This is a genomic window from Shewanella indica, assembly GCF_002836975.1.
In the GTDB taxonomy this organism is placed as follows: Bacteria; Pseudomonadota; Gammaproteobacteria; order Enterobacterales; family Shewanellaceae; genus Shewanella; species Shewanella indica.
The window spans coordinates 141,527-164,611 of sequence record NZ_NIJK01000022.1 but is presented as its reverse complement, the minus strand read 5'-3'; the positions used below and the strand labels follow the sequence as shown (position 1 = coordinate 164,611).

Here is a 23,085-nt window from a genome sequence, read left to right as displayed (position 1 = left end):
ACCGAACTGCCACATAGAAAGCTTTAGTTGCCGCTAAAGCCTGGGTCTCACTTTACCCTTTTGGCTTGGTTATTATCCATATAAAGCATTCAAGAGGGATTCACAACGCTTGGCAGTTTTGGTTTGAATCAGCTTTAGTGTTTACGGCACAATAGCTCAGGTTGGGTGGTGGCGTTGTTCACCCCTTAATGCGGCGTTAAATTCCAGGAATAAACGTGAAGTCTATAGATGTATCGCAATTGTCCTATCCGCCAATGAAAGAAGTGGTAGGGAAGGTGAGCGAACTTGCCAAAAGCGGTGAAAAACCAAAAACTGCCATGAAAGGTGGGATTTGGGTTATAAGAGAGGGAATTACCCCTGTCGAGCTTTACTGCTACTTAAATGCGAGATTTGGTCGTCCAAATGGGATGCAAATGCTTCTTCGTTCAGATGATTCAGATAATCTAATCCACTGGCATTACACGTTACATTATAAAGATGAAACGCTTGAAATCATGTGTATGACTTTTAGGTTGGAAGTTATGCATAGTATTGATTTTGATGATCCCTCAATAGCGAAAAACGAGTTTATTAAAGACATAAAGAAAGACTTCTCTACATATGGTAAGAATATTTCAGAATTCAGAAAAAATATAGAGAGATGGCAGCTCTTTATAAATCCATTTTTTAGAATTAAAAGTGTTATTGAGCACCAGCTAACAAAGCTTGAAGCATTGAAAATTGAGGAGCTAGAGCCACTCTCGTATCCCAGTTCAGCAAAAGATTTGGAAAACCTTAAGGACAGGATTAGTCATGTTGGAGAGTTATATACGGAAGCCACAGCGTTAGGATTGAATATAAGAATGCTTGCTCCTGTATATGCCGAGTCTTTCGTTAACCTAATAATATTTTTGCTTGCTGAAGACGATGTGAAAAATGACAAAAGAATGTATGACTCTGTTGTTCGCCAACAAATAGACATTAGAATAAAAGGGCTGCATAGACACTGCAAAGGCTTTTTTCAAGCGGTTGATTATAACAATATAGATGCATGCAAAGAATTTCACACGCTAATGAATAACCGGAATGATTTGTTGCATGGAAATGTAGACCCTAAAAAACTTGCTTATGAAATAGTCTACTTCGATGGAAAAATCCCACTATTTAACGACTACAGAAACTTTAGCTTTTATTCTTGGGAAGCATCAATAAGAAATGTCACACCAGAGCTGGCCATTGGCGATTATCAAGTAGTGCAGAACTTGATTGCCTATATACTTGTCTGCTTGGAAGATAACGTTAGAGGTGAAGTGAGTCGGTTCTTGGAAACCAAAGATCCTGGCTGGAATGAATCCACTAAGAGGCCAGGGGTTTTATTTCCTTCTTATATGGTAGATATGTTTCCAAGATTTGAAGATGAAGAATTTAACAAGCGCGTCAATTAGGACACTCTGACAGTCGGACTTTGGCGAGTAAGTGTCGGCGGTTGACCTTGCACTCTCTTGAATAGAGCCGCGCGAGTCATGAGCCTTGCTGATTTTTAATGAGTTTATCGAATGAACGCAGGTTGGTTGGGATTGTGCCATGGTAATGCACGGTCTCAGCAGACTTATCAGAAACCCAGGCCACGTCAGTGGTCTCCTTGTGTACGTCCAACCCGATAAAAAGTGTGTTAGCTTTAGACATGTCGGCCTCCTATGATTGTTTGCCTATTGGATCAACAAACAGTGTGGCTCTGGTTTAACTAATCCACGAGAAAACACGGAGGCCGACACCTGCACAGGGAATCATTATGTCTAGTTTCAAAGGAGATATCTTGAAGGGCATACCAAGTACACCAACAGACAATATTTATAAATTTATGGCTATATCAGGCTTGTGGTTTATTGCAGGTTTCATTGCGCTATATATCTGGTTGGTAAATACACAGATTCAAATAGATAAAGAAGCGCTGAATTCACAAGCTTACTTCTTCTCAGTAAACATGGAGAGAAAAATAAAAAATCGATTGGACTCAATCGAAAAAGGGAAGCTCGATGAAAATAGGCTTGATTGGGTTCCCGCTTCCTATACTCCAGAACAAGAAGAAATGTTTTTATCAAAAGCGCTTGAGAATCACCAGGAAACAATTAAGAAGAACAAAGATGCCTTAAATAGTGACACTGGGGAAGAGCTTAAACTTGTGGAGCGTTGGGACGTGAGGATTGCGGGTGCTCTGTATATCTTATTTATGGTCGGATTAACTTGGTTTGGATTTTCTAGGTGGGTAAAAAATCACATTATTGATGAAACCGTAAAAACACTAGATCGCGAGATAAAAGAAAAATCCTTAAAAAAGCTTGAACTGGAAATCCAACAATTAAAACTAACAAATCAATCAACTTCGCGCCTACGGCGCCGGACGCGCTAAAGCACGCCTGGCAACTGCAATTCTGCATGAATCTTCGAAAGTGAGCGTCTCAGATAGTCTCATTCCCAAAAACTGTCGTTATTTATCAGAGACTGACCCCTGCAACGATCTCCCTTGCAGCTCAGAAAGTGTTTAGGATGTCCTGTGTATTGTAGAGTAGCTTGAAACATCTGAAGTGTCAGGGCCTCAAATATGACAAATATAGGACAGCCATACCTTTTTGATGTTTCACACAGCTTTGACTAGGCTTTGAAATACCCATCAAAGCTCAGTCGAGGTTGGTTATGACCGTTGCCCGTCGCCAGTTGATAGACGCTGAAAGTACGCCCTTTTACCACGTGATTAACCGTTGCGTTAGAAGGGCATTTTTGTGTGGTGAAGATGCACTGTCGGGGCGCAGTTACGAACATAGACGTGGCTGGATCGTGGATAAAATCAGGCAGTTGTCGTCAATATTCTGCATCGACGTTTGCGCTTATGCGGTTATGAGTAATCACTACCATTTGGTGCTCAAAATCGACCTTGCTACGCAACAATCGTTGTCGTCATTTGAAGTCATTGAGCGTTGGACATTGCGATTTAGTGGCAATCCTGTGGCGGCAAAGTTCCTTAAGCGACTTTTCCCCCGAATTTAAGACCATGTCCTTTCCTTCATTTCAAGTTAGTTTAGTATTTATGGCACAATGGTTTAGGTTCGGTGTTAGCGTTATTCACACCTTAATTTGGCGTTAGTTTTTCCTTAGGAACCTTCAAGTAATGTTAAATACAATAGCTTCTATTCTTTCAGGTAATGCAGGTACCCTTATAGGTGCGCTTATTGGAGCCTTTATTGGAATTGCCTTCATATTAAAGGACTCGGCAGAAAGTAATTGGCGTAAACGCTTTAGGGGAACGGAATACAGGACAGCCATATCTTTTTGATGTTTCGCACAGCTTTGGCTAGGCTTTGAAATACCCATCAAAGCTCAGTCGAGGTTGGTTATGACCACCGCCCGCCGCCAGTTGATAGATGTTGAAAGTACGCCCTTTTACCACGTGATTAATCGCTGCGTGAGAAGGGCATTTTTGTGTGGTGAAGATGCACTGTCGGGGCGCAGTTACGAGCATAGACGTGGCTGGATAGTGGATAAAATCAGGCAGTTGTCGTCAATATTCTGCATCGACGTTTGCGCTTATGCGGTTATGAGTAATCACTACCATTTGGTGCTCAAAATCGACCTTGCTACGCAACAATCGTTGTCGTCATTTGAAGTCATTGAGCGTTGGACATTGCGATTTAGTGGCAATCCTGTGGCGGCAAAGTTCCTTAAGCGACTTTTCCCCCGAATTTAAGACCATGTCCTTTCCTTCATTTCAAGTTAGTTTAGTATTTATGGCACAATGGTTTAGGTTCGGTGTTAGCGTTATTCACACCTTAATTTGGCGTTAGTTTTTCCTTAGGAACCTTCAAGTAATGTTAAATACAATAGCTTCTATTCTTTCAGGTAATGCAGGTACCCTTATAGGTGCGCTTATTGGAGCCTTTATTGGAATTGCCTTCATATTAAAGGACTCGGCAGAAAGTAATTGGCGTAAACGCTTTAGGGGAACGGAATACAGGACAGCCATATCTTTTTGATGTTTCGCACAGCTTTGGCTAGGCTTTGAAATACCCATCAAAGCTCAGTCGAGGTTGGTTATGACCACCGCCCGCCGCCAGTTGATAGATGTTGAAAGTACGCCCTTTTACCACGTGATTAATCGCTGCGTGAGAAGGGCATTTTTGTGTGGTGAAGATGCACTGTCGGGGCGCAGTTACGAGCATAGACGTGGCTGGATAGTGGATAAAATCAGGCAGTTGTCGTCAATATTCTGCATCGACGTTTGCGCTTATGCGGTCATGAGTAATCACTACCATTTGGTGCTCAAAATCGACCTTGCTACGCAACAATCGTTGTCGCCATTTGAAGTCATTGAGCGTTGGACCGGGCTCTTTAGTGGCAATCCTGTGGCGGCAAAGTTCCTCAAGGGCGATAGTCTCTCAGAAGGCGAGCGAATACTGTTGGATACGCTGATTAGCGATTGGCAGGAACGCCTTGGTAGTATCAGTTGGTTTATGCGCTGTTTAAACGAAGATATCGCCCGCAAGGCCAATCGAGAAGATGGTTGCAAGGGCGTATTCTGGGAAGGGCGTTTTAAGTCGCAGGCGCTGCTCGATGAACAGGCGCTGCTGGCCTGCATGATGTACGTGGATTTAAATCCCATTCGCGCAGGTATTGCAGATTCGCTGCAAACTTCTGATTACACATCCATTCAGGAGCGAATAGAAGAAGTTGCTGAGCCAGCAACTGCCAACGCTTCACTTAAGCCACTGCTGCAATTTGATGGTGCAGCCACTGCCACCGAACAAAGCGGCATCCCATTTCACTTTGCCGACTATCTGGAGCTGATTGATTGGACAGGCCGGGCGGTGCGGGAAGACAAGCGTGGCTTTATTGCTTCTTCCAGGCCTAAACTGCTGCTTGAGCTTGGTATCAGCGACGATGCCTGGATAACTTCTGCCAAGGAGTTTCGCCGTCAGTACAGTGGCATGAGTGGCCGATGGGATGCCATGTGTGCGATGAAGGCCAAATATGGTGGTAAATGGTGCCGGGGTAAGCAACAAAGCCAAGCAATACATCCCCATTAACCTTAAACCCTTGGTGATTTTGCAGAAACAGGCTTAAGCCTGCCTTTGGCATGCCTGGCAACCGCTGTTTTTGTATGAAGCACGCAGATTACTCGTCTTAGAGAGTCTACTTCTAATAACTCATCGTCATTTATAAGCGATTGAGACCGAATGATAGGCTTCCTCGTGGCTCGCAAAGTGTTTAGGATGTCCTGTATATGCTAACTGCACGCGGACGCTATCACAAGCGGCAACAAAGACGCCTGTTTATTCTTGTCCCGCTGGCTGGTCTGTTTCAGGGAGCGCTTGTAATCGAACACTCACTGCCCCCATAACCTACAGCTGTCCAACGGGGTGGACGCAAAATGGCGCTCAGTGTAGTCGTGCCCGTCAAGCCAGCTATGTGATGGTTTATGATAAGAATGGCAATATCACCCAGGATGGCAGTCGCCGTTTCACTTACAGCTCTTACGATTTGGTCACCAACATTACTCAAGGTGGGGAATCTACCCGCTTTAAGTATGATGCCAACCGGCAACGCTTCGAGCGTTACGATGTTAAAGTTGAAGCGGGAGTGACAAGCTATCTCACCACCTTATATGTCGGGGGGTATGAGAAAGTTACCCGTAGCGGCGGCAACAAACCGGCACTCACCGAGCAAAAATTGTATGTCGGCAATTTGGTGATAACCAAGCGTAGTAATAACACTGTTGACGAGTTTTACCTGCACAAAGATCATCAAGGCTCAACCACGACGATTACCAATAAGTCTGGTAATGTAGTGCAGCAGTTTACCTATGACCCTTGGGGTAAACAAACCGCCGCCTATAGCCATTCACTGTTGAATGATTATATCGCGCCCGCGGCATCCAAAGGTTATACCGGGCATGAAGGTATAGATAACCTGAATCTTATCCATATGAATGGGCGTATCTATGACCCCACCATAGGACGTTTCTTGCAGGCCGATCCGCATATCCAAGCGCCAACCGATACACAAAGCTATAACCGTTATAGTTATGTTTTGAATAACCCTATGAGTTATACCGATCCGAGTGGGTTCTTCTTCGATAAACTCTGGAAGGCGATTAAGAAATATTGGCGAGTAATAGTAGCTGCAGTTGTTACTTATTTTACAGCAGGCGCAGCATCGGGTTGGGCGGCTAGCTGGGGGGTTGCTGCAGGGACTGCGGGAAATGCAATAGTTGCAGGAGGTATCACTGGTTTTATAGGTGGAGCTGTTGCTACTGGTAATTTACGAGGGGCATTATGGGGTGCATTTAGCGGGGCTGTATTTGGAGCTTTAGGAAACCAAATTCATGGAGCGGAGGGGACTTCTAATGCTTGGTCAACTGGGGAGCAGATGTTAGCTCATGGTTCAACAGGAGGAGTCATTAGTGTCTTACAAGGTGGAAAGTTTGGTCACGGGTTTATCTCTGCTGGAATCATGAAGGGGATTGGGAAAATTCAAACGAGTGCGTCTTTTGGTCGAGTAATGATTCAGACCGTAGCAGGTGGAACAGTATCCAAACTTACAGGAGGTAAGTTTGCAAATGGAGCGATAACATCTGCAATGCAATATGTAGTAAATGAAGTGGCAAATGTTTTAAAAAGTAGAACAGATGTCCTAGAACCTAAAAAACAGAAACCTGAGGTTGTATCTATTCAATCTAGAACTGTTTATTCTAAGTGGATAGGAGATCCGCCTCCAGGTTTAAAGGCTGGGCCTGAAGTAGCATGGAGGTTGGTTGATTCATCTGTATACACTGAATATGAGATTACATATGTAACTACTCAGGTTAAAACTACGCAGGATACAATATTTACACTATGGGAGGAAGATGCTTCTGGTAACGTGAGTGATTTTATAGGGCAACGGGTTACATCAGAAACGTTGAGAACCGATTTTAATGAGTCAGTACATATAAGGTCGATAGGTATAGTTGGTGTTACAAGGTTGCCGGAAGGGGCTAAAATTGTTGATTTACTTTGTATACAGAATAACATGCGGGGGTGCTAGTGAAAGTTCTAATAAGAATATTTTTATACATTTTTGTTGGAGTCGTTATAGGGTATTTTTTGTTTTATAAAGAAAATGTTGAGCCAGTAGGAAAACAATATGGAGTACTAAGAATTCCTATGTTAAGTGGCTGTCCCTTGAAGCCTGACGGGCTTCATGTGGAGGGGGTTGTTAAAGTAGAAGCAATAGACTTTAACTTAAAGGTTGATGGTGTTTTTTCATCTGGGTTTTGGAAAGTTTATCATACAGGTACACCAGTAGAAGCTCTACGGGGAGTTTATGGTTACATCGGGGAGTGTATACCTAGCATGAGTTCTGAGTACCTTGGTGAAGGGGTTTTTGAAAAGGATTTATCCCGTTATTTTGCAATGTCTAATGAATTTGATGTCTACGTTCATATTGATGGAGGGAAAGCTAAAGTGATCTATTTTAAAGAGTAGAAATACAAGATGAGGTGTGGGGTGGAATATGGTAAAAATGGGACACCCAGCATTAATGGTGCAGAGGTTAGCCTCCAACTATGCTTTGTTTACGCAAATGGGTGGAAGATATGAAGAACACGGAAAACAGGACCACACGGAAAACAGGAACGGAAAACAAACGGAAAACAGGACAGCCATATCTTTTTGATGTTTCACACAGCTTTGACTAGGCTTTGAAATACCCATCAAAGCTCAGTCGAGGTTGGTTATGACCACAGCCCGCCACCAGGGAATGGGGTAGTGTTAAATTCCCTGTTAGCGCACAAGGCAATTGAAAATTGCTACGGATAAGTACTCTGATAGCAACTTTGCCACTTAAAATTTAGCCCTTAATAGGCTGTTTTTTATGACTGATTGCCTTGTTTTGGTTTAACCCCGAACACTTCAATGGAGTGTTGTTTACCCTTTAACTTGACCGGTCCTAAATTGGTGAGCTGATACTCGCTGTCATCATTTTCCAGCCTAGCTACCAGCGCGCCGGAGAGCAGCATCCTTTGTCCTAAGGGGTTACACTGATCCTGTAGTCGCGCTAGGGTGTTGAGCACGTCGCTGAAGAAGCTGATCTCCTGTTTTTGCACCCCGACCACAGCTGCAACCACTTGGCCACAGTGAGCAGCCGCCTTGAATTTGGGGACAAAGCCATAGTGTTCTTCAAAATAGCGTCGCTGCCAATTGAGCTGCTGGCTGAATTCAAAGTAGATATTCATACATCTGTCGTTAATGATGCCGTCTTCCAGCGGCCAATGGATGAGCACGGCATCACCCATGTAACGATAGATCTCGGCATCATTGTTGGTGACTGTATCGGAAAGCAAGCTGAAACTGTCCTGTATCAGCCGGGCAAAGCGGTAATCCCCCAGAGATTCGGCATGGGTAGTGGAAGCTACCATATCGAGATAGAGAAATAGCCGCTGTTCATATCTGGGCTTGTGATACTTACCCAGACCTATGTTTAACAGGATCCTGGGGCCTACCAGTAGTCCCATCTGTTCAATAAAGGCGAGCCCGACCCTGACTACCACCAGATAAATAATTAACGCCTGGAATGAGGGACTATAGAGGATATGCACTGTCAGCATCTGCCTCAAGGTTGCCATATGGTTCTCTATGGCCCACATATTCAGGTACTGGGTCATATAAGCCAAAGTGGTGGCACCCAAGAGCAGAAACAGCCCTTTAAAGATGACGGAGAAGACATAGGGCAGGCGATTGATGGCACTGAAGTCGGCTATCAGGTTTGACATCCAGTGCAAGCTACCGAAAATAATTCCCATGTAGGCGGCCAGCGTCGCGAGATCCGCCGAGCCGACAGCCCACTGAGGTAGCTCAGTGGTTTGGGCATAGCGAAAAAATACAAAAGCTGCCATAGCTACTGTCCATGCCATTATGGCAAACAGAAGCTTTTTGGCCTGGCGACGCGCTCTCACGGGGTAACTTCTATCCTAAATTAACGGGCCTTCTCAGGATGCGCTAGTTTATAGAATATACCCCTCTGATTTCCAGTGGTAATTGTGATCTTAATCAAGGCAAGTGCCGATTAGAGGCGATATCAGCCAAAAAAGCGCTCAAGTAACCCTTTTGTGAACTGAGTTTTGAGATAAAAGCCCCTGGGGTTGGTCATCTGGATACTGCCATCCTCGGCAATACTCTCGGTTAACACCTTACTGTTGGCCGCCTTTGGCCTTAACTGTAATACTTCACCGTGCCTGGCCGTGATCTTGCTGACCTTACCCATGCTGATAAGCTCCATGATTTCTTCCCAATCCTGGCGCAATAGCCTGTCTTCCTCGGCGCTTGGTTCCCATAAAAGCGGCGAGCCGATACGTCGGACACCCGGGGGAAGATCCCTGTCCCCCTGAACCGGGATCCACAGTACCCGCTGCAATTTGTGATACACCAGACTCTGTTCCCAGCGCAGTCCTGAAATATTGGTTAGCGGCGCGACACAGACATAGGTGGTTTCCAGCGGCATACCGCGTTCATCTATTGGAATGCTCTTCAGTTCTACCCCAATGTGCAGAAAGTCCTGTTCGGGCTTAGAGCCTGCGGTCGCTCCCAATGCCAGCTCCAGTAGTTGTCCGGTCCAGCCTTTATCACGGCGAAAGTCTTTGGGCACGGCTACCCCTAAAGATTCGGCGAGCTGTCCCAGAGTCAGCCCGGCGATATCGTCGGCGCGCTTTAGCAGTTGTGCCAAGGAGCTTGGCGGCAAGATATTGGTTTTCATGGCGTTGATTTTACCTGAGCGGGATTGGATAACAAGTTTGTGCAAAAAATGGTCATTGCGATGTCGGGTGAAGTCATCCCCAAAATTAATTTTTCTATCATTATGTTTTTATTAACTAAAGTTTTCATCTTCAACTATAGGGGAATGGATTTCCTGAGTTACTCGCCGATTTCCCCTGTGTTGCCAACAAACTTATCCACAGCATTTTGGGATAACTGAACAATTATGGCCGCAATAAAACAAATAATGGTCGGTGTCAACCGGGTTTTGACGCTGTTTTTCAGCTTGAAAGTCGAGTTTTTGTCCGTAGGGTGTGAATAAAGTTTTGTGACATTGCCGAGAAATTGCTTCTGATCGAGTGCGGGTCAAAAAGTGTACTATTGGTGGTTTGGTTGTGGTTGCATTCGTTTTTGTGCTTTGTATCATTATGTATTTTAAGTGTTTTTGTTGGGTTTGTGTCTTTGTCAATTAGGAGGGGAAGGTTGTAAAAAGCAGCGTTTCCAGAAGTTCAGCCGAGTTTCAAACAGAGATATCCACAGTTTTTGTGGATATCCACTCAAGCAGAGATGGTTAATTGTTGATAAAGTGGAAAAGCTTATTTGATTATCCAAAGAAAAAGCCGTAAATAGAGAATTGCTGCCGACGTGGGATTGTGAAACAATCGAATCATTGAAATTTATCGCTTTTTCGGAGTCCATGTGATTGACAGCGACGGTTTTCGCGCAAATGTGGGCATCATTATCTGTAACAGATTTGGCCAAGTAATGTGGGCCAGGCGTTTTGGTCAGCACTCCTGGCAGTTTCCCCAAGGGGGATTGGATGACGGTGAATCCGCCGAAGATGCCATGTATCGAGAGCTGTATGAAGAAGTCGGGCTCAGGCCGGAACATGTGCAGATATTAACATCCACCCGCTCCTGGTTGCGATACAGATTGCCAAAGCGTTTGGTGCGCCAAGACAGCAAGCCTGTCTGTATCGGTCAAAAGCAGAAATGGTTTTTGCTGCAGCTCAAGAGTCAGGATAGTGCCGTTAACTTGAATTCGTCCGGCCATCCTGAATTCGATGACTGGCGCTGGGTCAGTTATTGGTACCCTGTGCGTCAGGTCGTATCTTTTAAACGTGACGTCTACCGGAAAGTGATGAAAGAGTTCGCCACCACGGCTCTGGCATTGCAGACCCGGGAGCCTTCACGCCGAAGGGGACGACAAAGAGCAGCAGGCTGAGGTTTGATATCGAAAGGGGGAACAGGTGTTAAACACGCTCAGGGATATTACTCAGGCAGTTGCGGCCGCAAGGGATCTTGAGGCTGCCCTTGAGCTATTGGTCGGCCAGATAAAGGCCGCCATGAGCACTCAGTGTTGTTCTATCTATATTCTGGATAAAAATGAGTTGGTCCTCTCGGCCACTGATGGTCTTAAGCCCAGTGCCGTTGGCCAGGTTCGCATGCCGTTGACCGAAGGTCTGGTGGGCTTGGTTGCTGAGCGTGAAGAAGCCATCAACCTTGCCGATGCCAGAGCACATCCCAGATTCAAACTCTTTCCCGAAGTGGCTGAAGAGGAATATCGAGCTTTTCTCGCCGCGCCTATTATCTATCAGAAACAGTTGCTTGGCGTTATAGTGGTGCAGCAGCCCAGTGCCCGTCAGTTCAGCGAAGGGGAAGAAGCCTTTCTTATGACGCTGGCGGCGCAGTTGGCCATGGCTATTCGCGGCCTCAAACAAAAGGCCAGCGTCAAGGAAGATCAGCTGCAAATCTTGTTTCAGGGCACACCGGCTTCCAATGGTATCGCCATTGCCCATGCTTTGGTGCTGGGTGGTCAGATATCCCTGGAGCAGCCGAATCAAACCGCAACAGATATCCCCAATGAGCTTGAACGCCTCAAGGCGGCAATCGAGCGTTGCCGTAACACTCTGAGCACCCTGGCACAGCGTTTTGACCGCGAGCAGGATGAAGAGGTGGTGTCTATCTTCTCGGCGCTGCAGCTCTTGCTGGAAGAGGCCAGCCTTGGGGGCGAATATCGCGACGAAGTGCTTGCGGGTTGGTGCGCCGAGTCGGCGGTCAGCCGCGTGTCTTTGCGTTATATCACCCAGTTTATGGCGATGGAAGACCCCTATCTCAAGGAGCGGGCCAGCGATATCCGTGACTTGGGGCAGAAGGTGCTGCGCCAGTTGATTGAGCCGGAACGGTTGGAGCTCAATGCGGATAAGCCGGTTATTCTGGTGACCCGTGAAGCTGATACCACCTTGCTGGCCGAGTTTCCGCGGCAAAAGTTGGCCGGGATAGTGACAGAACTTGGCGGGGTCAACTCCCATGCTGCTATTCTGGCCCGGGCGCTGGGTGTGCCGGCTATCACAGGGGTCGACCAGGTTTTGGCTGCCGATATCGACAAGAAGCTTTTGGTGCTCAATGCCACCCGCGGTCAGCTGATGGTGTCGCCGTCTCCGGCCGTGGTCGGTGAGTACCGCAGTTTGTTGTCCGCCGAGAGAGCGTTACAGCGGCAATACGCCAGAGAACTGAACCTGCCGGCCGAGACGGTCGATGGCAAACGTATTCATCTATACATGAATGCCGGCTTACTCAGTGGTTTGGCCTCGGAAATTGCCGAAGGCGCCGATGGTATTGGGCTATATCGCACCGAAATCCCTTTCATGTTGCAGCAGCGTTTTCCCAGCGAGTCTGAGCAGGTCAAGGTGTATCGCCAGGTGTTGGAGGCGGCATCGGGGCGCCTCGTGGTGATGCGCACCCTGGATGTGGGCGGAGACAAACCCTTGCCTTATTTCCCCATCAAGGAGGAAAACCCATTTTTGGGCTGGCGTGGCATTCGTTTGTCGCTGGACCATCCAGAGCTGTTTCTGGTGCAAATTCGCGCCATGCTCCAGGCCAGCGGCAGCGGCGAGCAGCTGCATATTCTGCTGCCCATGGTCAGTAATCTCGATGAGATAGATCAATCGCTTGAATATATCGAACAGGCTTATTCCGAGCTTAAGTCGGATGTGAATCCTGAGCTGAAAAGACCCAAGGTGGGCATTATGTTGGAGGTGCCGGCGCTGCTGTTTCAACTGGATGAAGTTGCCAAGCGGGTCGATTTTGTTTCGGTCGGCAGCAACGATTTGACCCAATATCTGTTGGCGGTGGATCGCAACAACCCCAGGGTCAGCGCCCTGTTTGACAGTTATCATCCGGGGATATTGCGTTCGCTGAAACAGGCGCGGGAGACCTGCCGTCTATATGGCCTCGCTGCCAGTGTCTGTGGCGAGTTAGCCGGTGAACCCGGTGGTGCCTTGCTGCTGGTTGCTATGGGCTACAACCGCTTGAGTATGAACCAGGGGAGCTTGGCCAGAATAAATTATCTGCTGCGGCGAGTGCGCAGCGATGAACTCGAGCAGTTATTGGCCGAGGCATTGACACTCAAAAGCGGCAACGAAGTGCGGCAACTGGTGCACGATTATTTGGGGCAAAGAGAACTGGCAGCCATTCTCAATTGAACCTGCTATGTCGGGTATGGAATAACAACAAGAATTAAGGAACCTCTGTGGACGCATTTCTCTGGGTATTTGGTGTTTGTCTGGCGTTGGGAGCTTTTGTCGGCTTTATGGCCGGTTTGTTGGGGATAGGCGGCGGCCTTATCGTGGTGCCGGCGCTGCTGTATATTTTACCCAAGGTGGGGGTTCCTGCCGCGCAGTTGCCCCATGTCGCCATTGCTACTTCGTTGGCGGCCATTATTTTGACCTCTTTTTCATCCGCCCGCGCCCACCACAGCCGCGGCAATATTCCTTGGCCGCTGTTTAAATCCATGTTGCCGGGTCTGGCACTGGGGGCCTTGTGTTCGGGTTTTATTGCCGAGTTGATCCCGGCCGATGATCTGCGCCGTGCCTTTGCGGTGTTTGTTATTCTAATGGCCGCCCAGATGGCATTTCCTTTCCGTCCATCAGCGAAAGAGGGCTTGCCGCCATTTCCCGTGTTGCTTATCGTCTCGGCGATGATTGCCATTATTGCCGCCTTGATGGGGATAGGCGGTGGGGTGCTCTTGGTGCCTTTCCTCACTTGGTGTGGGTTGCAGATGCGTCAGGCGGTGGGTTTTTCATCGGCTACCGGCCTTATTATCGCCCTTTGGGGCAGTTTAGGGTATGTTATCGCAGGCTGGAATGCCCCTGATATGCCAAGTGGTACTTTGGGATATGTCTATCTGCCGGCTTTGCTGGGTATTATTGCTTCCTCAATGTTGGTTGCGCCTGTGGGGGTCAAAGCGGCCAGCACCTGGCCGACGCCTGTACTGAAGAAAATATTTGCACTTTTATTGGTTGTTGTGGGTCTTAAACTTATTCTGGCCTGATCTGCGCCTTGGTTAATTTAGGAATCGTCTTTCTGTTATGGCTTTAGAATTTCCCAATATTGATCCTGTGATCGTCTCTTTTGGCCCCTTTGAGCTGTTCGGCCAGACTTTTGAACCGGCTTTGCGTTGGTATGGTTTCATGTACCTGCTGGGCTTTTTGGCCGCTATGATACTGCTCAACCGTATGGCTGACAGATCCAAGGGGTTATGGAGCCGCGAGCAGGTCTCTGATCTGCTGTTCTATGCCTTTCTCGGGGTGATCCTGGGGGGCCGCATAGGTTATGTGCTCTTTTACCATCTGGATTACTTTATTGCCGACCCCTTGTACCTATTCAAGATCAGCGAAGGCGGCATGTCTTTCCATGGTGGTTTGATGGGGGTTATTCTGGCCATGCTCTACATCGCCTGGAAACAGAAGCGCAGCTTCTTTGCGGTGGCGGATATGGTGGCCCCTGTGGTACCTATCGGCTTGGGGGCCGGGCGTTTGGGTAACTTTATCAATGGTGAGCTTTGGGGCCGGGTGACAGATGTACCTTGGGCCATGGTGTTTCCTTCCGGTGGCCCTGAGCCTCGTCATCCTTCACAACTGTATCAATTTGCCCTCGAAGGCGTTGCGCTGTTTATTTTACTGCAATGGTTCAGCAAACGCAGTCCCAAGACCGGAGCCGTGTCCGGGATGTTTTTGCTCGGCTATGGTATCTTCCGCTGCATAGTGGAAACGGTCAGGCAGCCGGATGCTCAACTCGGGCTTTATTTGGGCTTTTTGACCATGGGGCAAATACTGTCAGTGCCCATGATCCTCTTTGGACTCTATCTGTTAATGCGTAATGCGCCGCAGGCCGGCGTGGTGAAGGACAAGCAGTAATGCAGCAATATCTTGATTTAATGCAACATATTTTAGATGCCGGTACCGAAAAAACTGACCGTACCGGCACGGGAACCCGCTCTGTATTTGGCTATCAGATGCGTTTTGACCTCAGTAAGGGGTTCCCCTTGGTGACCACCAAGAAGTGCCATTTGCGCTCCATTATTCATGAGTTGCTCTGGTTCCTGAAAGGGGACACCAATGTTGCTTACCTGCATGAAAATAAAGTGACGATTTGGGATGAGTGGGCCGATGAATCCGGTAATCTGGGACCGGTTTACGGCGCTCAGTGGCGTAGCTGGCCAACGCCCGATGGCGGTCATATCGATCAGATTACCCAGGTGATAGAACAGATCAAATCACAACCTGACTCCAGACGTTTGATTGTCTCCGCCTGGAATGTCTCCGAGCTCGACAAGATGGCGCTGGCGCCTTGCCATGCCTTCTTCCAGTTTTATGTGGCCGATGGCAAGTTGTCCTGTCAACTGTATCAGCGCAGCTGTGATGTGTTCCTGGGGCTGCCGTTCAATATTGCCAGTTATGCGCTGTTGACCATGATGGTAGCGCAGCAGTGCGATCTCGAATTGGGCGATTTCGTCTGGACCGGCGGTGATACCCATCTTTATTCCAATCATATGGAACAAACGGCGCTGCAACTCAGTCGTGAACCCAAGTCTTTGCCACAAATGAAAATTATTCGCAAGCCTGAGTCTATTTTTGACTACCGATTCGAAGATTTCGAGTTGTCAGGTTACGATCCTCACCCTCATATCAAAGCACCAGTTGCCATTTAAAAACAGTTTTTAGCGAAATACCTCGTATATTTCGAGGTGTTTCGCAGAAACTTTCGATTATTCTTACCTAAATCCATCTACTACACTCAAATCAATTATGTTTTTGGGAGTTTAGTATGGAAAAGGCACTTCGGAATTTCCTGAGTCAGGAATCTGCCGGCGGCATCTTGTTATTGATTGCTGTAGCCTTGGCAATGGTCTTGGCTAATTCACCACTAGCCGGCGTTTATCAAGGTTTTTTGGATACCCCGATGCAGTTGCGTCTCGGGGCGCTGGATATCAACAAGCCCTTACTGTTGTGGATCAACGATGGTTTGATGGCGCTGTTCTTTCTGTTGATCGGTCTTGAAGTTAAGCGTGAATTGCTTGAGGGAGCGCTGTCCAGCGTTTCCAAGGCATCTCTACCCACTTTTGCTGCTATAGGCGGCATGCTTGTTCCGGCCGCAGTCTATCTGCTGTTTAATGCCAATGACCCTGTGACCCAGGGGGGCTGGGCTATTCCGGCCGCGACCGATATCGCCTTTGCGCTGGGGATAATGGCACTTTTAGGCAACCGGGTTCCTGTTGCGCTCAAGGTGTTTTTATTGGCGCTGGCAATCATAGATGACCTGGGTGTAATCGTTATTATTGCGCTGTTCTATAGCAGTGATCTGTCGATGATAAGCCTTGTGATTGCTGCTGCTGCGGTTATAGGTTTGATTATTCTGAACCGCCGCGGTGTAACTGCGCTTGGCGCTTATGGCGTGCTTGGGGCCATTCTTTGGGTTGCCGTACTCAAGTCCGGGGTTCATGCCACTTTGGCCGGGGTGATCATCGCCTTCTGTATTCCGCTGCGCGACAAGCAAGGTGGTTCACCGTCCGAGCATTTGGAGCATACGCTGCACCCTTGGAGCACTTTCCTGATCCTGCCGGTATTTGCTTTTGCCAACGCCGGGGTAGCCTTGGGCGGTATGTCGCTGGAGAGCCTGGTATCGCCTGTACCTCTGGGGATCGCTTTGGGTCTGTTGCTCGGTAAGCCGATTGGTGTGGTGTTGTTCAGTTTTATTGCAGTTAAGTTGCGTCTGGCAGAGTTGCCTGAGGGCATTGCCTGGCGCCATATCATGCCTGTGGCTGTGATGTGCGGTATAGGATTTACCATGTCGATGTTTATTGCCTCGCTGGCATTTGAACATGGTGGCGTTGTCTATAGCGATTTGGCCAGGTTGGGGATCCTGATCGGATCTATGTTGGCGGCAGTCGTGGGCTATTTCTGGCTGTCAAAAGTGTTACCTGAAAAAGGAGAAAAGGAATGAAAACAAGCATAATGGCAGGACTCATTCTGGCGGGCTTAGCCCCTTTGGTTCAGGCGTCACAGATAGAAGCCTGTGTTGCAGACAAGGAAGCTGTCCTGTGTCAGAGTTACCTTGAGGGTGTTGTTGATGGTGCGCTTATGTATAAGCCTCAGGCGGTAGGTGCCCGCCTGGACAGCAACGGTTATGAAGCCCGCGCGCTTAAATATCGGGGTGGTAAGCGTTTTCAGGAAGCCAATCGCAAGTATTGCCTGGAGAGGATCCCGGATAGGGAGCAACTGGTACAGGGGATCAGCGAAGCTTTTGAAAGCGGCGAGGTCAAGGATATAGAGACACTGCAGCTTGCCGTGAATAATTTGCTGGACTGTCAGCGTTTGAAGTAAGGAGTCGGGGCAGCCTATGTCTCATTTGAACTATAACCACCTGTATTACTTTTGGATGGTGCATAAGCAAGGCTCAGTGACCAAGGCTGCCGAGACACTCTGTTTAACCCCACAAACCATTACCGGCCAGATACGCACTCTGGAAGAAAGGCTTAAGGGGAGTCTGTTCAAGCGGGTGGGGCGTAATCTGGCCCCCACTGAATTGGGCGAGTTGGTGTTTCGCTACGCTGATAAAATGTTCAGCCTCTCCTATGAGATGCTCGATGTGCTCAACTATCGCAAGGATGAGTCCATTCTGTTCGAGGTGGGCATTGCCGATGCTCTCTCCAAGGCGTTGGCTAGTCGAGTTTTGATGTCGGTTATCCCAGCCAATAGCTCCATGCATCTTGCCTGTTATGAATCGACTCACGAGAGTTTGATGGCCAGGCTCAGAGAACACAAGCTGGATATGATACTGTCGGACTGTGCCGGTGAGTCTCTCAAATATCCGGAAATTCTTTCCAAGAAACTGGGTGAGTGCGGTATTGCCTTCTTCTCGGCGCAGGAGTTCAAAAGTGGCTTTCCTGAATGTTTGGAAGAGGGGCCCCTGCTGATCCCGAGTCGGCGCACTTCCCTGGGCCAGCAGCTCTATCGCTGGTTTGATGAGAAACGCCTTAATGTCACGATTCTCGGCGAGTTTGATGATGCGGCTATGATGAAGGCCTTTGGCTACTTCCGTAAGGGGATATTTGTCGCCCCCTCCATCTATCAGCAGGATATTCTCGAGCACAACATACGTCTGCTCGGTGAAACCATGGAGATCAAAGAGGAATATCATGTGATGTTTGCCGAGCGAATGATCCAGCATCCGGCGGTGCAGCGTTTGCTGGAAACCGATTTTGGTGAGCTATTCGCCGGTCGTGATCTTCAGGTGCAGCAGTTCTGATACGAGTGGATGATTAAGGCGGATATTCGACAGCGCTGACGCCAGAATGTAAACTTGCGACAAAATTCTTGATTGGAGCATGATAGGTGTCTGACTTGATGAGTACCCCCAGGGTAAAGTGGGCATGTCGCCGTGGTATGCTGGAGCTTGATGTACTGTTTCAACCCTTTGTGGAACAGCATTACGAGACTCTGAGTCCTGAGGATAAGGCCTTGTTTGTTCGTCTGCTTGAGTGTGAAGACCCGGAACTGTTTGCCTGGTTTATGGGGCATGAGCAATGTCCGGATCCGCAACTGGCACAGATGGTAGTGCGCGTTCGTGGCCGGGCAGCGCCATAGATTTCAGCTCAGTTCTTCCTTCAGCCAGTATCTGAGTCTAACTGTGCTGGCTGCTGTTTGCCTGAGCAGCTTTTTTGTCTGGCCGGCGCTGGATTATCCTTTTTATTTATCGTTCAAATACCTATGTTTACTGCTAATGCTGGCAGGCTTTGGCCTTGCGCTGTTGCGTTTGCGCCGCTGGCAACTCTGTTTCTGGCTCAATGATTTGGGTGAAGGACAGTTCGTACCCGGTTCGAGTTTTAAGCTCAGTGGCAAACCTTGGGTCAGCCCCTTTGTGGTGACTTTTACTTATCAGGGGGAGGATAACTGCGGGCGTTGCTGGCTGTTTGCCGATATGTTTGACGACACAGACTATCGTCATCTGTGTCGTCTATTGTTGCAGCGCTCAAAGTCCGCTAACTAAACTGATTCCAGCCAAGTTACTCCGGCTGCAGAATGGTAGGCTGCGGATTATCCAGTTTCTGCGGATGATCGATATTACAGTGCAGGCCGCGGCTTTCCTTACGGGCCATGGCGCAGCGGATGATCAACTCGGCCACCTGCACTAGGTTGCGTAATTCCAGCAGGTTGTTTGTGACGTGGAAGTTGCTGTAATACTCCTGGATCTCCTGTTGTAGCATGGCGCAGCGGCGCAGGGCCCGCTCCAAACGCTTGTCTGAGCGCACAATGCCGACATAATCCCACATAAAGAGTCTCAGCTCGTGCCAGTTGTGAGCAATAACCACTTCCTCATCCGAGTTACACACCTGGCTTTCATCCCAGGCCGGGATATTACCGGGCATGGCTATTTTACCTAGTTGGCTTTGAATATCGGTCGAAGCGGCGCGAGCGAATACCAGACACTCCAGCAAGGAGTTACTCGCCAGGCGGTTTGCGCCGTGCAGTCCGGTATAAGCCACTTCACCTATGGCATAGAGACCATTGAGATCTGTCTGGCCATGAAAATCTGTCATTACCCCGCCGCAGGTATAGTGAGCGGCAGGCACCACAGGGATAGGTTCCTTGGTGATATTTATCCCTAAGTCCAGGCAGCGCTGGTAAATGGTGGGGAAATGCTTGATGACAAATTCCGGATCCTTGTGGCTGATGTCCAGATAGACGCAATCGGCGCCGAGGCGTTTCATTTCATAGTCTATGGCCCTGGCTACAATGTCTCTGGGCGCCAGTTCGGCGCGTTCATCGAAGTCAGGCATAAAGCGACTGCCATCGGGACGGCGCAGATAGGCGCCTTCACCGCGCAGGGCTTCGGTCAGCAGGAAATTACGGGCATCTGAATGGTATAGACAGGTCGGATGGAACTGATTGAATTCCATGTTGGCTACCCGGCAACCGGCACGCCAGGCCATGGCAATACCATCACCACTGGCGATATCCGGGTTGGAGGTGTACTGGTAAACCTTGGAACTGCCGCCGGTCGCCAGCGCGACAAACTTAGCCTTGATGGTTTCCACCTGCTCAAGGTTACGGTTCCAGACATAGGCGCCCAATACCCGGTTGCCCGGACGGCCCAGTTTACGGGTGGTGATCAAATCTATGGCGTTGTAACGCTCAAGCACCAGAATATTGGGGTGGGCCTGGGCCATCTCCTGCAGTGTGGTCTGTACCTCTTTGCCGGTGGCATCGGCGGCGTGCAGAATACGTCTGTGGCTGTGGCCGCCTTCACGGGTCAGATGGTAGGCGCTGTCATTGATGCTGCCATCGGGGTTTTCTTCCTTATCAAAGGCAACACCGCATTCAATCAGCCATTGCATGGCGGCGCGGGCATTCTCGGCCGTATAGGTTACCACGGCTTCATCACAGAGTCCGGCGCCGGCGACCAAGGTGTCGGCCACGTGGGATTCTATGGTATCCTCCTCGTCGAAAACCGAGGCTATGCCCCCTTGGGCATAATAGGTCGAGCCTTCGTTGAGAGGACCTTTGGAGAGTAAAATGACTTTGGTTTTTTCAGCCAGGTGAAGGGCGAGAGTCAAGCCCGCTGCACCACTGCCTATGACCAGGACGTCAGATTGGTGTTCAACTACTTGTTTCATCGGGTATCATGAGATGTGACTGGGGGTTCGGTTATGGTAAACCAACTCGCAAGGGATGGATACAACTCAGCTCAGGTTATTCGCAGTACATTTTTTGCAAAACATCAGAACTTTTTCGAAGCACGCTAGTCTACATAAGTGAATATGATTCGAGCGACTGAGAAATCAGCATTATAAGATTTGGGAGAAGTCGGCTCGGATGAGTGGACAAACAAGTGATCAACAACTGGTTGAGCGCGTACAACGTGGCGATAAAAACGCTTTTAACCTGCTGGTACAAAAGTACCAGAGTAAGGTCATCAATCTGATATCCCGTTATGTACGGAATCAGGCTGATGTAGCAGACGTGGCGCAAGAAGCTTTTATCAAGGCTTATCGGGCGTTACCTAATTTCCGCGGTGAGAGTGCCTTTTATACCTGGTTGTACCGAATAGCAGTAAATACGGCCAAGAATCATCTGGTGTCACAGGGGCGCAGAACACCTGCGAACGATGTTGATGCCGATGAAGCCGAATTTTACGATGGCAGTGATGCCCTGAAAGAATTCGCCTCTCCTGAGCGGTTGATGCTTTCAGACGAGATAAAGAAGACTGTTTTCGACACTCTCGAATCGCTGCCGGAAGAGTTAAAGATGGCTATCTCCTTGCGTGAGCTTGATGGTATGAGCTACGAGGATATTGCCAATGTGATGGATTGCCCTGTAGGTACTGTGAGATCCCGTATCTTTCGCGCCCGGGAAGCCATCGATAAGAAGCTCCAGCCTTTGCTGGAAAGATGACCCTTTAATAGAGACAGGTGAGTAATGGATAAATTAGGTCAGGAGTGGGTTTCTGCGGCAGTGGACGGCGAAACCGACGCTCAGACGCTGGCAGAACTGGCTGGTGACACTGCTTCTCACGACAAGTGGCGTAACTATCATCTTATCGGTGATGCCATGCGTGGCGAGTTGCCTTCTGCTATCCCCTTGGATCTGTCCGCCAGTATTGCGGCCGCTATCGACAAGGAGCCGGCGATTGTTGCGCCTGTCACCTCAACTCAGGTACTTGAGGACGTTGAGCCCCAACGTCAGCTTGCTTCCGGCGGTAGAGTGATTCCCATGTTCAAACAGTTTGGCCAGTATGCGATTGCGGCCACTGTTGCCATGGTTGCCATTGTTGGTGTTCAGAACTACAACCAGACACCTGAAAGCCAGGATCCTGCATCCCCAGTGCTTATTACCCGTCCATTGGTGGGCAGTGCTTCACCTGTTAGCCTGCAAACCGGACCGGTTCAGCAGCCACAGGGGTATACCAATGAGCAGTTGATTGAGCAACGTCGCAGGATTAACAGCTATATTCAGGATCATATGTTGCAACAGAGATTGAATGCCGGTGTGGTTATGGATAACAATAGTGAGGTCGTTCCTGTTCCTATGAATCGTTAAGGAAATCTCTTGCGCCTTTTCCTCTTGGCCCTTCTGGCCTTCGCAGTGCCTGCCTTCGCGCAGGATGATATGTCCGCCAAAGCCTGGCTTGAAAAAATGAGTCAGGCTTTGCGCGAAAAAGAATACAAGATTTCGCTCATCCAACTTCAGGCCGATAATATTCGGCCTTTGGTATACCTGCACGGTAAAGTCAACGGTGAGGAAGTGGCCTTTCTCGAACACCTCAATGGGCCGCCGAAAAATGCGGTTCGTGTCGGTAATATAGTGACCTTTATCGAACACGAACAGCCCGCCTATAGTATTAATGCCAAGCGTATTCAAGGAGTGATGCCTGCGGCCTTCTTCGGTGACAGCGGCAATATCGAGGCCGGATATCAATTGGTGTTGGGGGGGCGTAGCCGTATCGCCGGCCGTCCAGGACAGATGATCCGTATTTTGCCCAATGATGAATACCGCTATGGTTTTCAGGTGTGGATGGATATGGAAACCTTCCTGCCGCTGCGCTATGACATGCTGAATCAGGACAAGCAGTTGCTGGAGCAGTTGTTAGTCATCGAATTGATAGAACTGCAAGAGACCGCGCCTCTGCTGGTGGAGGCCTACAAGCAGGAATGGCCGGCGGTGATGAATCCATCAGAGCGGGAAGATGGCCAGAACTGGCAATTTGATTGGCTGCCGCCCGGTTTTCAGGTGGTGGTTCGCGATCATCATCGCCTGATAGGCAGTCATGAGCCGGTGGAATACATTGCCCTCACCGATGGCCTCAGCAATATCTCCGTCTACGTTGCCCGCGCCGGTGATGCGCCCATGCCGGAAGAACTGATGACCCGTAATGGCCTTTCCATGGCGGCTGACCGAGTCGGTAATCTGGAAGTGGTTGCAGTCGGTAAGGTGCCGACACAAACGCTTATCCGTATCGCTTCGGGTTTAAGACTGGAGTGAGGA

Annotated in this window: 21 protein-coding genes and 2 pseudogenes; 20 read left to right on the top strand and 3 right to left on the bottom strand. The window is 48.8% G+C overall.

Features of this window, described 5'->3' with window-relative positions:
* Positions 1-215 precede the first annotated feature (215 nt).
* The 7 genes and pseudogenes from CX650_RS05575 to CX650_RS05545 all read left to right on the top strand — a co-directional run bounded on the left by CX650_RS05575 (position 216) and on the right by CX650_RS05545 (position 7,496).
* The gene (locus tag CX650_RS05575) at positions 216-1,424 is read left to right on the top strand and encodes a hypothetical protein (RefSeq protein WP_101095229.1); all 1,209 of its coding nucleotides are present in this window, start codon (positions 216-218) and stop codon (positions 1,422-1,424) included.
* Positions 1,425-1,771: 347 nt separating this feature from the next.
* Complete coding sequence (locus CX650_RS05570; RefSeq protein ID WP_101095228.1) at positions 1,772-2,389, top strand: hypothetical protein; 618 nt, start codon at positions 1,772-1,774, stop codon at positions 2,387-2,389.
* Positions 2,390-2,673: 284 nt separating this feature from the next.
* Positions 2,674-2,914: pseudogene (locus tag CX650_RS20315) on the top strand (transposase); the annotation flags it as partial.
* 456 nt (positions 2,915-3,370) lie between these two features.
* A pseudogene (locus CX650_RS05560) lies at positions 3,371-3,611 on the top strand (transposase); the annotation flags it as partial.
* A 456-nt stretch (positions 3,612-4,067) separates the two neighbouring features.
* Positions 4,068-5,057 (top strand): transposase, encoded by a 990-nt coding sequence (locus CX650_RS05555; RefSeq protein WP_101095227.1) that lies wholly within the window; start codon positions 4,068-4,070, stop codon positions 5,055-5,057.
* Between the two features lie 385 nt (positions 5,058-5,442).
* The gene (locus CX650_RS05550) at positions 5,443-7,056 is read left to right on the top strand and encodes an RHS repeat domain-containing protein (RefSeq protein ID WP_101095226.1); all 1,614 of its coding nucleotides are present in this window, start codon (positions 5,443-5,445) and stop codon (positions 7,054-7,056) included.
* Positions 7,056-7,496 carry a hypothetical protein gene (locus tag CX650_RS05545; RefSeq protein WP_101095225.1) on the top strand — a complete coding sequence of 147 codons (441 nt, stop codon included), beginning with the start codon at positions 7,056-7,058 and terminating at the stop codon, positions 7,494-7,496. The genes CX650_RS05550 and CX650_RS05545 overlap by 1 nt, the downstream gene beginning before the upstream one ends.
* A 386-nt stretch (positions 7,497-7,882) precedes the next feature.
* On the opposite strand, the gene CX650_RS05540 is transcribed toward CX650_RS05545, so the two are convergent.
* Both CX650_RS05540 and mutH read right to left on the bottom strand, forming a co-directional pair.
* Positions 7,883-8,965: an adenylate/guanylate cyclase domain-containing protein gene (locus tag CX650_RS05540; protein WP_039034192.1), complete on the bottom strand. Its 1,083-nt coding sequence runs from the start codon at positions 8,963-8,965 to the stop codon at positions 7,883-7,885.
* A 122-nt stretch (positions 8,966-9,087) separates the two neighbouring features.
* A complete protein-coding gene (gene mutH, locus CX650_RS05535; RefSeq protein WP_101095224.1) occupies positions 9,088-9,762 on the bottom strand; it encodes a DNA mismatch repair endonuclease MutH in 675 nt (224 codons plus the stop codon).
* A 698-nt stretch (positions 9,763-10,460) separates the two neighbouring features.
* Between mutH and rppH the strand changes: the two genes are divergently transcribed.
* The 10 genes from rppH (at position 10,461) to CX650_RS05485 (ending at position 19,090) form a co-directional block, all read left to right on the top strand.
* Entirely contained in the window at positions 10,461-10,985 is a 525-nt protein-coding gene (gene rppH / locus CX650_RS05530) for an RNA pyrophosphohydrolase (RefSeq protein WP_025010542.1), read from the top strand.
* 25 nt (positions 10,986-11,010) lie between these two features.
* Entirely contained in the window at positions 11,011-13,245 is a 2,235-nt protein-coding gene (gene ptsP, locus CX650_RS05525; RefSeq protein WP_101095223.1) for a phosphoenolpyruvate--protein phosphotransferase, read from the top strand.
* 47 nt (positions 13,246-13,292) lie between these two features.
* The gene (locus CX650_RS05520; RefSeq protein ID WP_039034195.1) at positions 13,293-14,093 is read left to right on the top strand and encodes a sulfite exporter TauE/SafE family protein; all 801 of its coding nucleotides are present in this window, start codon (positions 13,293-13,295) and stop codon (positions 14,091-14,093) included.
* Between the two features lie 37 nt (positions 14,094-14,130).
* On the top strand, positions 14,131-14,958 hold the full coding sequence (gene lgt, locus CX650_RS05515; RefSeq protein ID WP_039034196.1) for a prolipoprotein diacylglyceryl transferase: 828 nt from the start codon (positions 14,131-14,133) through the stop codon (positions 14,956-14,958).
* Entirely contained in the window at positions 14,958-15,752 is a 795-nt protein-coding gene (gene thyA, locus CX650_RS05510) for a thymidylate synthase (protein ID WP_039034197.1), read from the top strand. Before lgt ends, thyA begins: the two co-directional genes overlap by 1 nt.
* A gap of 116 nt (positions 15,753-15,868) precedes the next feature.
* Positions 15,869-17,044, top strand: a complete 1,176-nt coding sequence (nhaA, locus tag CX650_RS05505) for a Na+/H+ antiporter NhaA (RefSeq protein ID WP_039034198.1) — start codon at positions 15,869-15,871, stop codon at positions 17,042-17,044.
* A complete protein-coding gene (locus CX650_RS05500) occupies positions 17,041-17,424 on the top strand; it encodes a hypothetical protein (RefSeq protein ID WP_039034199.1) in 384 nt (127 codons plus the stop codon). The genes nhaA and CX650_RS05500 overlap by 4 nt, the downstream gene beginning before the upstream one ends.
* A gap of 16 nt (positions 17,425-17,440) precedes the next feature.
* Positions 17,441-18,349: a transcriptional activator NhaR gene (gene nhaR / locus CX650_RS05495; RefSeq protein WP_039034200.1), complete on the top strand. Its 909-nt coding sequence runs from the start codon at positions 17,441-17,443 to the stop codon at positions 18,347-18,349.
* Between the two features lie 98 nt (positions 18,350-18,447).
* Positions 18,448-18,687 carry an FAD assembly factor SdhE gene (locus tag CX650_RS05490; protein WP_028779782.1) on the top strand — a complete coding sequence of 80 codons (240 nt, stop codon included), beginning with the start codon at positions 18,448-18,450 and terminating at the stop codon, positions 18,685-18,687.
* Positions 18,668-19,090 carry a protein YgfX gene (locus tag CX650_RS05485; RefSeq protein ID WP_101095222.1) on the top strand — a complete coding sequence of 141 codons (423 nt, stop codon included), beginning with the start codon at positions 18,668-18,670 and terminating at the stop codon, positions 19,088-19,090. The genes CX650_RS05490 and CX650_RS05485 overlap by 20 nt, the downstream gene beginning before the upstream one ends.
* 16 nt (positions 19,091-19,106) lie before the next feature.
* Here the strand turns inward: CX650_RS05485 and nadB are convergent, their stop codons facing one another.
* A complete protein-coding gene (gene nadB, locus CX650_RS05480; RefSeq protein WP_101095221.1) occupies positions 19,107-20,717 on the bottom strand; it encodes an L-aspartate oxidase in 1,611 nt (536 codons plus the stop codon).
* Positions 20,718-20,916: 199 nt separating this feature from the next.
* Here nadB and rpoE point away from each other — a divergent pair, with 199 nt between their 5' ends.
* From rpoE to CX650_RS05465, 3 genes are read left to right on the top strand one after another with little or no spacing between them, the layout of a single operon-like run.
* Positions 20,917-21,495: an RNA polymerase sigma factor RpoE gene (gene rpoE, locus CX650_RS05475; protein ID WP_025010551.1), complete on the top strand. Its 579-nt coding sequence runs from the start codon at positions 20,917-20,919 to the stop codon at positions 21,493-21,495.
* A gap of 24 nt (positions 21,496-21,519) precedes the next feature.
* Positions 21,520-22,140 carry a sigma-E factor negative regulatory protein gene (locus CX650_RS05470; protein ID WP_101095220.1) on the top strand — a complete coding sequence of 207 codons (621 nt, stop codon included), beginning with the start codon at positions 21,520-21,522 and terminating at the stop codon, positions 22,138-22,140.
* A gap of 9 nt (positions 22,141-22,149) precedes the next feature.
* A complete protein-coding gene (locus CX650_RS05465) occupies positions 22,150-23,082 on the top strand; it encodes a MucB/RseB C-terminal domain-containing protein (RefSeq protein ID WP_101095219.1) in 933 nt (310 codons plus the stop codon).
* The last annotated feature ends 3 nt before the right edge of the window (positions 23,083-23,085 follow it).

Coding starts and splice junctions, on each gene's coding strand:
- CX650_RS05570 (WP_101095228.1), top strand. CDS start 1,772: ATGTCTAGTTTCAAAGGAGATATCTTGAAGGGCATACCAAGTACACCA.
- CX650_RS05555 (WP_101095227.1), top strand. CDS start 4,068: ATGACCACCGCCCGCCGCCAGTTGATAGATGTTGAAAGTACGCCCTTT.
- CX650_RS05550 (WP_101095226.1), top strand. CDS start 5,443: ATGGTTTATGATAAGAATGGCAATATCACCCAGGATGGCAGTCGCCGT.
- mutH (WP_101095224.1), bottom strand. CDS start 9,762: ATGAAAACCAATATCTTGCCGCCAAGCTCCTTGGCACAACTGCTAAAG.
- lgt (WP_039034196.1), top strand. CDS start 14,131: ATGGCTTTAGAATTTCCCAATATTGATCCTGTGATCGTCTCTTTTGGC.
- thyA (WP_039034197.1), top strand. CDS start 14,958: ATGCAGCAATATCTTGATTTAATGCAACATATTTTAGATGCCGGTACC.
- nhaA (WP_039034198.1), top strand. CDS start 15,869: ATGGAAAAGGCACTTCGGAATTTCCTGAGTCAGGAATCTGCCGGCGGC.
- CX650_RS05500 (WP_039034199.1), top strand. CDS start 17,041: ATGAAAACAAGCATAATGGCAGGACTCATTCTGGCGGGCTTAGCCCCT.
- nhaR (WP_039034200.1), top strand. CDS start 17,441: ATGTCTCATTTGAACTATAACCACCTGTATTACTTTTGGATGGTGCAT.
- CX650_RS05490 (WP_028779782.1), top strand. CDS start 18,448: ATGAGTACCCCCAGGGTAAAGTGGGCATGTCGCCGTGGTATGCTGGAG.
- nadB (WP_101095221.1), bottom strand. CDS start 20,717: ATGAAACAAGTAGTTGAACACCAATCTGACGTCCTGGTCATAGGCAGT.
- rpoE (WP_025010551.1), top strand. CDS start 20,917: ATGAGTGGACAAACAAGTGATCAACAACTGGTTGAGCGCGTACAACGT.
- CX650_RS05470 (WP_101095220.1), top strand. CDS start 21,520: ATGGATAAATTAGGTCAGGAGTGGGTTTCTGCGGCAGTGGACGGCGAA.